This is a genomic window from Amycolatopsis sp. CA-126428, assembly GCF_002904335.1.
Taxonomy (GTDB): Bacteria; Actinomycetota; Actinomycetes; order Mycobacteriales; family Pseudonocardiaceae; genus Amycolatopsis.
This window is the reverse complement of record NZ_PPHF01000165.1, coordinates 264,898-276,468: the sequence shown is the minus strand read 5'-3', so window position 1 is coordinate 276,468 and position 11,571 is coordinate 264,898. Positions and strand designations below refer to the sequence as shown.

General features: G+C 71.4%; 13 protein-coding genes. 9 read left to right on the top strand and 4 right to left on the bottom strand.

What is annotated here, in order from left to right:
- Positions 1–73: 73 nt before the first annotated feature.
- From C2L58_RS43665 to C2L58_RS43655, 3 genes are read right to left on the bottom strand one after another with little or no spacing between them, the layout of a single operon-like run.
- Positions 74–994: an NADP-dependent oxidoreductase gene (locus C2L58_RS43665; protein ID WP_103343480.1), complete on the bottom strand. Its 921-nt coding sequence runs from the start codon at positions 992–994 to the stop codon at positions 74–76.
- A 60-nt stretch (positions 995–1,054) separates the two neighbouring features.
- Positions 1,055–2,287: a radical SAM family heme chaperone HemW gene (gene hemW, locus C2L58_RS43660; protein ID WP_103343479.1), complete on the bottom strand. Its 1,233-nt coding sequence runs from the start codon at positions 2,285–2,287 to the stop codon at positions 1,055–1,057.
- Between the two features lie 47 nt (positions 2,288–2,334).
- Positions 2,335–2,751, bottom strand: a complete 417-nt coding sequence (locus C2L58_RS43655) for a VOC family protein (protein ID WP_103343478.1) — start codon at positions 2,749–2,751, stop codon at positions 2,335–2,337.
- 103 nt (positions 2,752–2,854) lie between these two features.
- Here C2L58_RS43655 and C2L58_RS51640 point away from each other — a divergent pair, with 103 nt between their 5' ends.
- The 9 genes from C2L58_RS51640 to C2L58_RS43615 all read left to right on the top strand — a co-directional run bounded on the left by C2L58_RS51640 (position 2,855) and on the right by C2L58_RS43615 (position 10,234).
- On the top strand, positions 2,855–3,010 hold the full coding sequence (locus C2L58_RS51640; protein WP_369904358.1) for a putative leader peptide: 156 nt from the start codon (positions 2,855–2,857) through the stop codon (positions 3,008–3,010).
- Positions 3,011–3,116: 106 nt separating this feature from the next.
- Complete coding sequence (locus C2L58_RS43650; protein ID WP_103343477.1) at positions 3,117–4,805, top strand: nitrite/sulfite reductase; 1,689 nt, start codon at positions 3,117–3,119, stop codon at positions 4,803–4,805.
- Positions 4,802–4,951, top strand: a complete 150-nt coding sequence (locus tag C2L58_RS43645) for an Insertion element protein (RefSeq protein ID WP_233226255.1) — start codon at positions 4,802–4,804, stop codon at positions 4,949–4,951. Before C2L58_RS43650 ends, C2L58_RS43645 begins: the two co-directional genes overlap by 4 nt.
- The gene (locus tag C2L58_RS43640) at positions 4,948–5,643 is read left to right on the top strand and encodes a phosphoadenylyl-sulfate reductase (protein ID WP_103343475.1); all 696 of its coding nucleotides are present in this window, start codon (positions 4,948–4,950) and stop codon (positions 5,641–5,643) included. The genes C2L58_RS43645 and C2L58_RS43640 overlap by 4 nt, the downstream gene beginning before the upstream one ends.
- A gap of 20 nt (positions 5,644–5,663) precedes the next feature.
- A complete protein-coding gene (gene cysD / locus C2L58_RS43635) occupies positions 5,664–6,584 on the top strand; it encodes a sulfate adenylyltransferase subunit CysD (protein ID WP_103343474.1) in 921 nt (306 codons plus the stop codon).
- Positions 6,584–7,846, top strand: coding sequence for a sulfate adenylyltransferase subunit 1 (locus C2L58_RS43630; protein WP_103343473.1), 1,263 nt, complete (start codon positions 6,584–6,586; stop codon positions 7,844–7,846). The genes cysD and C2L58_RS43630 overlap by 1 nt, the downstream gene beginning before the upstream one ends.
- The gene (locus C2L58_RS43625) at positions 7,843–8,580 is read left to right on the top strand and encodes a sirohydrochlorin chelatase (protein WP_103343472.1); all 738 of its coding nucleotides are present in this window, start codon (positions 7,843–7,845) and stop codon (positions 8,578–8,580) included. Before C2L58_RS43630 ends, C2L58_RS43625 begins: the two co-directional genes overlap by 4 nt.
- Positions 8,581–8,745: 165 nt before the next feature.
- Positions 8,746–9,375, top strand: coding sequence for a cyclase (locus C2L58_RS43620; RefSeq protein ID WP_103343471.1), 630 nt, complete (start codon positions 8,746–8,748; stop codon positions 9,373–9,375).
- An 85-nt stretch (positions 9,376–9,460) separates the two neighbouring features.
- Positions 9,461–10,234: an enoyl-CoA hydratase family protein gene (locus C2L58_RS43615; RefSeq protein ID WP_103343470.1), complete on the top strand. Its 774-nt coding sequence runs from the start codon at positions 9,461–9,463 to the stop codon at positions 10,232–10,234.
- On the opposite strand, the gene C2L58_RS43610 is transcribed toward C2L58_RS43615, so the two are convergent.
- Positions 10,231–11,502, bottom strand: a complete 1,272-nt coding sequence (locus tag C2L58_RS43610) for an MFS transporter (RefSeq protein ID WP_103343469.1) — start codon at positions 11,500–11,502, stop codon at positions 10,231–10,233. The two genes, C2L58_RS43615 and C2L58_RS43610, sit on opposite strands and share 4 nt — an antisense overlap.
- Between the last annotated feature and the right edge of the window lie 69 nt (positions 11,503–11,571).

The following is an 11,571-nucleotide window of genomic DNA, read 5'->3' as shown; positions in this document are numbered from 1 at the left end:
ATCACCGACCCCACAGCTCAACCGGCGGCAAGCCGCCGGTCACCCGGCTGACCAACCTCCCTGGACATCACACCTAGGGCCGCAGCACGATCTTGCCGCGCGTGTGCCGCTGCTCCAGCTCGCGGTAGGCGTCCCGGACCTGATCAAGCGGGTACACGCGGGCGATCGGCAGCGTCAGCAATCCCTTGTCCAGCAGGAGGCCCAGCTCGCGCAGCACGTCGGCCGACGCCGCGGCCGCGTTGCCGTCGTTCTTCACGTTGTACCTCTCGGCCGCCGCGAAGTCGATGATCGTGTTGATCCGCCCCGGGTGGATCCCCAGGTGCAGCGCCAGTTCCACGTACCCGGAGCCGAAGGTGTCCACGAACGCGTGCACCCCGGAAGGCGCGGCTTCGCGGATCCGCTCGAGCACGCCCTCACCGTAGGAAACGGGGATGACGCCGAGTTCGCGCAGCCAGTCGTGGTTCGCCTCGCCGGCGAGGCCGATCACCGTGGCGCCGGCCAGCTTCGCCAGCTGCACCGCGAGCGAGCCCACGCCGCCCGCCGCGCCCGAGACGACGACCGTCTCCCCTTCACGCGGGCAGACCGCGCCCACGGCTGCGTACGCGGTGGTACCCGCCACGAACAGCGAACCGGCGACTTCCCACGGCACCCCGTCGGGGCGCGGCGTGAGGTTCGCGGCCTCGGCGACGACGAAGTCGGCATGGCTCGACCGCGTGTCGACGAACCCGATCACCTCGTCGCCAACGGCGATGTCCGAGACGCCTTCACCGAGCGAAGCGACAACCCCCGCGAAGTCGCTGCCCTGCCCCGAGGGAAAGGTCGCCGGGAAACGCGAGTGCAGGAAGCCCTGCCGGATGCCGGCCTCGCCCGGGTTGATCCCGGCAGCCCGCACCTCGACGAGCACCTGACCCGGTCCCGGCACCGGCCGGGGAACGTCCTCGACCCGGAGGACCTCCACGTCGCCGTACTCGTCGAACCTGATCGCGCGCGCCATGAGGCCTCCTCGAAAGTCGTTGCTGAATACAAGCAACGACACGGCCTCCGGATTTAATCCCTACCCGGCGAGGCGGCGGACCACCCCGTCGGCCAGCAGCCGGCCGCGGTCGGTGAGCACCGCCCGGCCCCGGGAGTCCAATGCGGACGGATCGAGCAGCCCCTCGGCCGCGGCCGCCCGCGCCTCGGCCAGCCCCGGCTCGTCGAGCACGTCGAGCGGCAGCCCTTCGGCGACCCGCAGTTCGAGCATGATCCGCTCGAGGTGCTGGTCGTCGTCGGTGAGCACCTCGCGCCCGCCCGCGGGCGAGTCGCCGCCGGCGAGCAGCGCGGTGTAGCGGGCCGGGTGCTTGACGTTCCACCAGCGCACCCCGCCGACGTGGCTGTGCGCCCCCGGACCGGCGCCCCACCAGTCGTCGCCCCGCCAGTAGCCGAGGTTGTGGCGGCAGCGGGCCGCGTCGGAGGCCGCCCAGTTCGACACCTCGTACCAGCGCAGGCCCGCCGAGGACAGCATCGCGTCGATCATCTCGTAGTCCGCGGCCAGCACGTCGTCGTCCGGCGCGGGCAGCTCGCCGCGGCGGACGCGGCGGGCCAGCGCCGTGCCCTCCTCGACGATCAGCGCGTACGCCGACACGTGGTCGACGCCCGCGGCCAGCACGGCGTCGAGCGTCGCGCGCAGGTCGTCGGCGCGCTCCCCCGGCGTGCCGTAGATCACGTCGAGGTTCACGTGCTCGAACCCGGCCGCGCGCGCTTCGGCGGCGGCCTTCCCCGGCCGGCCCGGGGTGTGCACGCGATCGAGGATCTTCAGCACGTGCGGCGCGGCCGACTGCATGCCCAGCGAGATCCGCGTGTAGCCCGCTTCGCGGATCCCGGCGAAGAACTCCGGTGACGTCGATTCCGGGTTCGACTCCGTCGTCACCTCGGCCCCGGGCGCCAGCCCGAAGACGTCCCGGACGGCGTCGAGCACCGAGCGCAGCCCGTCCGCGCCGAGCAGGGACGGCGTGCCCCCGCCGACGAACACGGTGTCCGCGGCGGGCGGCACGACGAGCACGCGCGCGGCGAGCTCCAGCTCGCGGCGCAGCCCTTCGAGCCAGGACTGCGGCGACGAGCCGGTGTCGAGCTCACCGGCGGTGTAGGTGTTGAAGTCGCAGTACCCGCAGCGCGTGGCGCAGAACGGGACGTGCACGTAGACGCCGAAGGCTCTGCTGCCGAGCCCCTTCAGCGCGCTTTCCGGCAACGCCGGATCGATCGGTGTGGCGGGGTCGGGACGCAGCACGGGCACGATCGAATTGTCCACCCCGTCACGCCCGGTCGCCTCAAGGGGCCGATCGGGTTAACACCTGTTTACGACGCGGGCGGGTTCGCCGCCGCCCAGTCCGGGTCGACCGGGATCATCTCGATGACGTCGAGCAGCACGCCGTTCGGATCGGCGACGGAGAAGTGGCGCTGCCCGTAGACCTCGTCGACCACCGGGGTCACCAGCTCGGCACCCGCCTCCTCCAGCCGCTTCGCCTCGGCGTGCGCGTCTTCGACGACGAGCCCGAACATCAGCCCGGCCGTCTGCCGCGCGCGGTAGGCCGGCGGCACCGACTCGTGCCCGCGCTGGACGAAGCTGATCTCGTAGCCCGGCGCGCCCGCGTTGACACTGGCGAACCAGTCCAGCTCGACGGTGACCGGCAGGCCGACGACGTCCGCGTAGAAGCGGGTGGTCGCCGCGACGTCGTCGACGAGGTAGCCCGCCCCGAAACCCTCGACCAGCATCCCCAGTTCCCTTCGGCAAAACACTGTACTTGAAGTACTATAAACGTAGTGGTTTGGTCGCCGCAAGGGGGCTCGCCCGAAGCGGTTGACACGTTTTCCGCAGGTGAGTGACCCTTCTCCCACCATCCGGGCAGGCCTGGACCACATTGTGGACACGTGGCAATCTGACGACGTGACTCATGCCGGTGTTCTCCTCGTGGCCCGCCGCCACGTCGACCTCCTGCGGGTCGCCAGCGCCCTCTGCGCACCCGTTCGCTGACTGCCGTCGCCACCACCTGCCACGAATTTCGGACAGCCGGCGCCGGAGGAAACCCGCGAGCGGGCGGGCCTCCGCCGCCACGAAACGCCTCTCGGAGGACGCCGCCATGGCCACGCCCCAAACCCCAGCCCGCCCCGCGCGCGCCAAGCAGAAGCGCGGCGAAGGGCAGTGGGCGCTCGGTTACCGGGAGCCGCTGAACCCGAACGAGCGGTCCAAGAAGGACGACCACCCGCTCAACGTGCGGGCGCGCATCGAGAACATTTACGCCCACCGCGGGTTCGACGCGATCGACCCGGGCGACCTGCGCGGCCGGTTCCGCTGGTTCGGCCTCTACACCCAGCGCAAGCCGGGGATCGACGGCGGCCGCACGGCGACGCTGGAGCCCGAAGAGCTCGACGACCGCTACTTCATGCTGCGGGTCCGCATCGACGGCGGCGCGCTGACCACCGGGCAGCTCGCCGTGCTCGGCGAGATCTCGCAGGCGTACGCGCGCGACACCGCCGACATCACCGACCGGCAGAACATCCAGTACCACTGGATCCGGATCGAGGACGTCCCGGCGATCTGGGCCAAGCTCGAGAACGCCGGCATGACCACGATGGAGGCGTGCGGCGACAGCCCCCGCGTCATCCTCGGCTCGCCGGTCGCGGGCATCGCCGCGGCGGAGGTGATCGACGGCACGCCGGCGATCGACGAGATCAAGCGCCGCTACATCGGCAAGCCGGAATTCGCCAACCTGCCGCGCAAGTTCAAGACCGCGATCTCCGGCCAGCCCGACGTCGCGCACGAGATCCACGACGTGGCCTTCGTCGGCGTCGACCACCCCGAACACGGGCCCGGCTTCGACGTCTGGGTCGGCGGCGGGCTGTCGACCAACCCGATGCTGGGCCAGCGCCTCGGCGCCTGGATCCCCCTGGACGAGGTCCCGGACGTCTGGGAAGGCGTCATCTCGATCTTCCGCGACTACGGCTACCGGCGGCTGCGCTCCCGGGCCCGGATCAAGTTCCTGGTCAAGGACTGGGGCGCGGCGAAGTTCCGGCAGGTGCTGCAGGACGAATACCTCAAGCGCGAGCTGATCGACGGCCCGCCGCCGGCCGACCCGGCGGTGCCGATCGACCACGTCGGCGTGCACCCGCAGGTCGACGGCAAGTTCTACGTGGGCGCGGCACCAATCGCCGGTCGCGTCTCCGGCGGCACGCTGGTCGCCGTGGCCAAGGCCGCCGAGCGGGCCGGATCGGGCCGGGTGCGGCTCACCCCGCAGCAGAAGCTCGTGGTGCTCGACGTGCCGGAGGAACAGGTCGGGACGCTCCAGGCGGAGCTGGCCGAGCTGGGCCTGGACACGAAGCCGTCGCCGTGGCGGCGCGGGGTGATGGCCTGCACCGGGCTGGAGTTCTGCAAGCTCGCCATCGTCGAGACGAAGGCGCGCGCGCAGCAGCTCGTCGCGGACCTCGAGAAGTCCCTCGCCGACATCCAGGACGGCCTCGAGACGCCGGTGACCGTGCACCTCAACGGCTGCCCCAACTCCTGCGCGCGGATCCAGACCGCCGACATCGGCCTCAAGGGCCAGATCGTCACCGACGCCGAGGGCCACCAGGTCGAAGGCTTCCAGGTGCACCTCGGCGGCGGGCTCGGCCTCGACGCCGGGTTCGGCCGGAAGCTGCGCGGGCACAAGGTGACTTCGGGCGAGCTGACCGGGTACGTCGAGCGGGTCGTGCGCAACTACGTCGCCGGGCGCGAAGACGGTGAACGGTTCGCGCAATGGGCCGCCCGCGCCGAGGAAAGTGCCCTCCAGTGACCGAACGAGCGGCGCCGTACTACTGCCCGTACTGCGGCGACGAGGATCTGCGGCCGGAAGAGAACGGCGGCTGGCTTTGTTCCAGTTGTCGCCGGGTTTTCTCGGTCAAGTTCCTCGGCCTGTCCCTCCCGGAGGTTCCCCGATGACCGCCACCGCCGACTACAAGACCCTCGCCGAGCGCGCGTCGAAAGAGCTCGCCGACGCGACCGCCGACGAGGCGATCCGCTGGACCGCCGAGACGTTCGGCGACGACTTCATCGTCGCGTCCAACATGCAGGACGCCGTGCTGATCGACCTCGCCACGAAGGTGAAGTCCGATGTGGACGTCCTGTTCCTGGAGACCGGTTACCACTTCCCCGAGACGATCGGCACGCGCGACGCCGTCCAGACGGTCTACCCGGGCGTGAAGATCGTGAACGCCCAGGCCGAGCAGAGCGTCGCCGAGCAAGACGCCGAATACGGCGAGAAGCTGCACGACCGCGACCCGACGCTGTGCTGCAACCTGCGCAAGGTCGTGCCGCTGCGCAAGACGCTGGCGAACTATTCGGCGTGGGTCACCGGCGTCCGCCGCGTGGACGCGCCGACCCGCGCGAACACCCCGATCGTCACCTGGGACGACCGCAACGGCCTGGTGAAGGTCAACCCGATCGCGGCGTGGACCGACGACGAGTTCAACGGCTACATCCGCGAGCACGGGATCCTCGAGAACCCGCTGGTGTCGATCGGCTACCTCTCGATCGGCTGCGCGCCCTGCACCGCTCGCGTGGCGCCGGGCCAGGACCCGCGCAGCGGCCGGTGGGCGGGGCAGAACAAGACCGAGTGCGGGCTGCACGGCTGATGTCAGACACCGAGGGACGCATGACGACACTGGAACCCGCCACCGACGCGGCTCAGGACAACCTCGCCGCTTTGGAGTCCGAGGCCATCCACATCTTCCGGGAGGTGGCGGGCGAGTTCGACCGCCCGGTGATCCTCTTCTCCGGCGGCAAGGACTCGACGCTGCTGCTGCACCTGGCGATCAAGGCGTTCTGGCCGGCGCCGGTGCCGTTCCCGCTGCTGCACGTGGACACCGGGCACAACTTCGACGAGGTCATCGAGTTCCGCGACCGCGTCGTCGAACGGCACGGGCTGCGCCTGGTCGTCGCGAAGGTGCAGGACTGGATCGACGACGGGCGCCTCGAAGAGCGCGCCGACGGCATGCGCAACCCGCTGCAGACCACCCCGCTGCTCGACACGATCGCCGAGAACAAGTTCGACGCCGTCTTCGGCGGCGGCCGCCGCGACGAGGAACGCGCCCGGGCCAAGGAGCGGATCTTCAGCCTCCGCAACTCCTTCGGCCAGTGGGAGCCGCGGCGGCAGCGGCCCGAGCTGTGGAACCTCTACAACGGCAGGCACCGCCCTGGCGAGCAGGTCCGCGTCTTCCCGCTGTCCAATTGGACCGAGGCCGACGTCTGGAACTACATCGCCCGCGAGAAGGTCGAGCTGCCCTCGATCTACTACGCGCACCAGCGCGAGGTGTACCTGCGCGACGGGATGCTGCTGGCCGAGGGCCCGTGGGGCGGCCCGCGGCCGGGCGAGGAGGTCCGGGAGCTGACCGTCCGCTACCGGACCGTCGGCGACGGCTCTTGCACCGGCGCGATCGAATCCACCGCGGCCACCGTCGAAGAGGTCATCGCCGAGGTCTCGGCCTCGAGGCTCACCGAGCGCGGCGCGACCCGGGCCGACGACCGGATGTCCGAAGCGGCCATGGAAGACCGCAAGCGTGAGGGGTACTTCTGATGAGTTCGCTGCTGCGCCTGGCCACCGCCGGGAGCGTCGACGACGGCAAGTCGACCCTGGTCGGCCGGCTGCTGTACGACACGAAGTCGGTGCTCGCCGACCAGCTCGACGCGGTCACCCGCGCGTCCGTCGACAAGGGACTGTCCACACCGGACCTTTCGCTGCTCGTCGACGGCCTGCGTTCGGAGCGCGAGCAGGGCATCACCATCGACGTCGCCTACCGCTACTTCGCCACGCCGAAGCGGTCGTTCGTGCTGGCCGACACGCCGGGCCACGTGCAGTACACGCGCAACACGGTGACCGGTGCGTCCACCGCGCAGCTGGCCGTACTGCTCGTCGACGCGCGCAAGGGCGTGATCGAGCAGACCCGGCGGCACGCGGCCGTGCTGGCCCTGCTCGGCGTGCCGCAGCTGGTGCTGGCGGTGAACAAGGTCGACCTGGTCGGCTACGACGAGGCGACGTTCACGGTGATCGCCGAGGAGTTCGCCGCGCACGCCCTGTCGCTGGGGTACCCGCGGGGGGCCGTGCTCGCGATCCCGGTGTCGGCGCTGGAAGGCGACAACGTCGCGAGCCGCTCGGAGCGGACGCCGTGGTACACCGGGCCCAGCCTGCTGGAGCACCTGGAGGACGTGCCGGTCGCGCCCGACCCGCACGACTCGGCGCTGCGGTTCCCGGTGCAGTACGTGATCCGCCCCCGCACGCCCGAGTACCCGGACTACCGCGGCTACGCGGGCCAGATCGCGGCGGGCACGGTCCGCCCCGGCGACGAGATCGTCGTGCTGCCGCAGGGCATCCGCAGCCGCGTGGAGCGCATCGACACCGCGGACGGGCCGCTCGCGGAAGCCGGCGCCGGGACGTCGGTGACGCTGCTGCTCACCGACGACATCGACATCTCCCGCGGCGACCTGATCGCCGCCGCGGACGCGCCGCCGCACGTCACCGACGAGATCACCGGCACGCTGTGCTGGCTGTCGTCCAAGCCGCTGAAGCCGGGCGCGCGCGTGCTCGTCAAGCACGGGACGCGCACGGTGCAGGCGCTGGTGGACGAGCTGCACGCCCGGTTCGACGAGCAGACGCTGTCCAGTGTGGACTCGCCGGCGTCGCTGGAGCTCAACGACATCGGCCGCGTCTCCCTGCGGCTGGCCGAGGAGCTGGGCGTCGACGACTACGGCGTCAGCCCGCGCACCGGGGCGTTCCTGGTGATCGACCCGAAGGACGGCGACACCCTCGCCGCGGGGCTGGTGGGTGAGCGCTTCTCGTGACGCCACCCCTGGTCACCGTCGCGCACGGCAGTCGTGATCCCCGTTCGGCGGCGACCGTGCGGGCGCTCGTCGACGTCGTGCGCGCGCGGGCACCCGGCGTCTCGGTGTACAAGTCCTTTTTGGACCTGTCGGCGCCGCTCGTCACGGACGTGCTGCGAGCGTTGTACGCGGACGGCCACCGGGCCGCGGTCGTCGTGCCGCTCCTGCTGGGCAGCGCGTTCCACGCCCGCGTCGACCTGCCGGCGCTGATCGAAGAGGTCGTCGCGGGCTGCCCGGGCTTCCGCATCCAGGTTTCGGACGTGCTGGGCCCCGACCCCGCCCTGCAGGAGGTCGCCCTGGACCGGCTGGCGTCCGCGCCCCACCGCCGGGGCACGGGCGTGCTCGTCAGCGCGGTCGGCTCCTCGAACGCCTCCGCGAACGCCGTGGTCGCTTCGCTGGCTTCGCGCTGGGAAGAGCGGCTGGGTGTCCCGGTGAGCGAGGCGTTCGCTTCCGCCGCCCAGCCGGACATCCCCGCCGCGGCGGCGGCCCTGCGGTCGCGGGGCGCCCGGCACCTGGTCGTCGCGTCGTGGTTCCTGGCCCCGGGTCTGCTGCCCGACCGGATCGCCGCGCTGGCCCGCGAGGCGGATCCGAAGGCGTTCATCGCGAAGCCGCTGGCCGACGACCCGCGCGTCGCCGACGTGGTGGTCGGCCGGTACGCGTCCGCGGTCGGCGGACTGCTCCGCCAGTACGTGTAGCGGGGCGGCGACACCGCCACAAGGTGAGTCTTATTCACATTCTTGTTACCGTGCGCGTATGGGAATGGTGAATTCTTGACATGCTACTTAACTTGCCGGTAACAATCGGAGCGGCTGCGCAGCTTTCTTCCCTCCCCTCGTGAAACCGCAGGTAGGTGGATACAGATGAAAGCTCTTCACTTTTCCCGGCTGGCCGCGCTGACCGCGGCCGCGGTCCTGCCGATCGCCCTCGCCGCCCCGGCGTCGGCGGCCACCAGCGTCACCTTCGACTGCCAGGCCGACGCCCCCATCGTCGGTCCGCAGAAGGTGGCGCTGAACCAGGACGCGGACGTCTCCGCGCCCGCCACGGTCGCGCCGGGCGGCGCGTTCGACGTCGTCATCGATCCCGCGCCGAACACCGTGCCCGGCGAGGTGAGCGGGAACAAGGTCAAGAACATCAACACCTTCGCGCTCAAGATCCCGATCCCGGCCAACTCGTCGTACGCCGGCGCGGACCTGACGGGCGGCTCCGGCCTCGGCTCGACCCCGCCGGCCCTCTCCGTCGCGAACGGCGTCGCCACGCTGAGCTTCCCCGGCCCGATCGCCGGGGGCGCCACGTTCGAACTGCCCACCGTCACCGCGCACCTGACCGCGGGCCAGTCGGGCACGATCGAGACGAAGCTGGGCGGCACCGGCTACCGCGACCCGGGCCTGACGTTCAAGGCGGTGGCGAGCACGATCATCGGCGACCTCACCGCACCGACGGCCTGCTTCCCGAACCCGAGCCCGGTCTTCACCACGACGACCATCGGCTGAGCGCCGGGCCACCCCGCGGGTTTCCGCTCGCGGGGTGGCCCGCGTAACACCGGCCACCCGCGGCGGATGTGCAAGGGTGACGGGCATGGCTGACGAACTGGTGCACTACGGCGTGGTGGGCGGCACCGCCACGATCACCCTGGACTCCCCGCACAACCGCAACGCGCTGTCGGCTCAGCTGCGTCGCGAGCTCTCGGACTCGCTGACGAAGGCGGCCGCCGACGACGCCGTGCGGGTGATCGTGCTGACCCACACCGGGCCGGTGTTCTGCGCGGGGATGGACCTCAAGGAAGCCCGCGGCGCCGGCGCGGGCGACCAGGGCGTGAACGAGTTCCCGCGCATCCTCGAGCAGCTGTGGACCAGCCCGAAGCCGGTGGTCGCCCGCCTGGCCGGCCCCGCCCGCGCCGGCGGCATCGGCATGGTGGCCGCGTGCGACATCGCCGTGGCGGTACCGGAAGCGACGTTCGCCTTCTCCGAGGTCCGCATCGGCGTGGTCCCGGCGATCATCTCCCTGACGGTCCTGCCCCGCCTCAACCCCCGCGCGGCCCACGAGCTGTTCCTGACCGGTGACACGTTCGACGCGCGCCGCGCGGTCGAGATCGGCCTCCTGAACTCGGCGGTCCCGGCCGACGACCTCGACGGCGAGGTCGCCCGGTACGTCAAGGCACTGGCGGCGGGCGGGCCGAAGGCGCTGGCCGAGACGAAGGCGCTGCTGAGCCGTCCCCGCCCGGCCACGCCCTCGGACGGCTTCGACGAGATGCTCGGCCTGTCGGCGAAGTTCTTCGCCAGTGAGGAAGGCCAGGAAGGCATCCTGGCCTTCGCCCAGAAGCGCAAGCCGAACTGGGTCCCGCAGGACTAAGCCGGGACGCGGGCCTGCTTGCGCGGAACCAGCGCGAGCAGGCCCGTCACCCCGCCGGCCACCGCGGCGACGACGTAGACCGGCGTCAAACCCCCCGCCTGGTAAGCGATCCCGAGCACGGCGACCCCGAGCGTCTGCCCGAACTGCCGGGTCGTCGTCATGATCCCCGCCGCCATCCCGGCCCGGCCCGGCGGCGCGGCGGCAGCGATCGCCGCGCCCATCGCCGGGCCCGCGATGCCGACGCCGACGCCGGTCACCGCCAGCCCGAGCGGAATCGCCACGAGCAGCAGCGACACACAGCCGAGCGCGCCCACCAGAACTCCGGCTCCGAGCAGGGTTCGCGGCGGGAACCGGTGCAGCGCCTTGCCGAGAAGCGTCGAAGTCAGGAAGGACGCCACCGCAAGGGGAGCCAGCTCGAGCCCGGCCGCGACCGGCGACCGCGAAAGTCCCAGCCACAACGAGACGTAGACCAGCGCAGCGAACGTCAACGTCGATGCCGCTGCGCAGGCGATCAGCGTCGAGAACCCGCCGTCGCGGAACAGCCGCAGGTCCAGCATCGGCTCGGCCCGGCGCCGCTCCACGACGACGAACCCGGCGAAACCGAGCACCGAAACCACCAGCGCCCACCGGTCCGAGGTCAGCCCGTGCACCAGGCTCGCGGCGCCGACCGCGAACCACACCGCGCCCGCGACGTCGAACCGGCCCGGCCGCCCCGGCTCGTCCGGCCGCACCGCTCGCAGCGCGAACAACCCCGTGGCCAACGCGAGCGGCACGTTGACGAAGAAGACCGACGGCCAGCCGAAGTACTCGGTCAGCACTCCGCCCACCACCGGACCCGCCGCCGCGCCGAGCCCGTTCACCGCGAAGAACACGCTGATCGCCGTCCCCCGCGCACGTCCCTCATAAGAAGCGGCCAGCAGCGCGAACCCGGTCACCGCCAGCGCCGCACCGCCGATCGCCTGCACGCCCCGGGCCGCGATCAGCACCCCGATGTCCGGCGACAACCCGCAGGCCAGTGCCGCCGGCCCGAACACCGCGAGCCCGGCGAGGAACACCCGCCGCAGGCCGAACCGGTCGGCGAGCGACCCCATCGCGAGCATCAACACCGCCAACACCAGCGTGTAGACGTTCGTGACCCACTGCAGCTGACCGATCGGTGCCTCCAGTTCGGCGCCGATCCGGGGCAGCGCCACCGTCACGACGGTCGTGTCCAGCAGGAACAGGAACGACCCCGCACAGACGACGGTCAACGGCCACCACTTGCGCATCGAAACTCCCTTCGGATGTGCCCCGAAGAGTGCGCGGGAAGCGCCGATAGCCACCAGAAAAGTCGATAA

Excerpts from the sequence above, each read along its gene's own strand:
- C2L58_RS43650 (WP_103343477.1), top strand. The coding sequence starts at position 3,117 with ATGGCCACGCCCCAAACCCCAGCCCGCCCCGCGCGCGCCAAGCAGAAG.
- C2L58_RS43655 (WP_103343478.1), bottom strand. The coding sequence starts at position 2,751 with ATGCTGGTCGAGGGTTTCGGGGCGGGCTACCTCGTCGACGACGTCGCG.
- C2L58_RS43620 (WP_103343471.1), top strand. The coding sequence starts at position 8,746 with ATGAAAGCTCTTCACTTTTCCCGGCTGGCCGCGCTGACCGCGGCCGCG.
- C2L58_RS43665 (WP_103343480.1), bottom strand. The coding sequence starts at position 994 with ATGGCGCGCGCGATCAGGTTCGACGAGTACGGCGACGTGGAGGTCCTC.
- C2L58_RS43615 (WP_103343470.1), top strand. The coding sequence starts at position 9,461 with ATGGCTGACGAACTGGTGCACTACGGCGTGGTGGGCGGCACCGCCACG.
- cysD (WP_103343474.1), top strand. The coding sequence starts at position 5,664 with ATGACGACACTGGAACCCGCCACCGACGCGGCTCAGGACAACCTCGCC.
- C2L58_RS43630 (WP_103343473.1), top strand. The coding sequence starts at position 6,584 with ATGAGTTCGCTGCTGCGCCTGGCCACCGCCGGGAGCGTCGACGACGGC.
- C2L58_RS43610 (WP_103343469.1), bottom strand. The coding sequence starts at position 11,502 with ATGCGCAAGTGGTGGCCGTTGACCGTCGTCTGTGCGGGGTCGTTCCTG.
- C2L58_RS43640 (WP_103343475.1), top strand. The coding sequence starts at position 4,948 with ATGACCGCCACCGCCGACTACAAGACCCTCGCCGAGCGCGCGTCGAAA.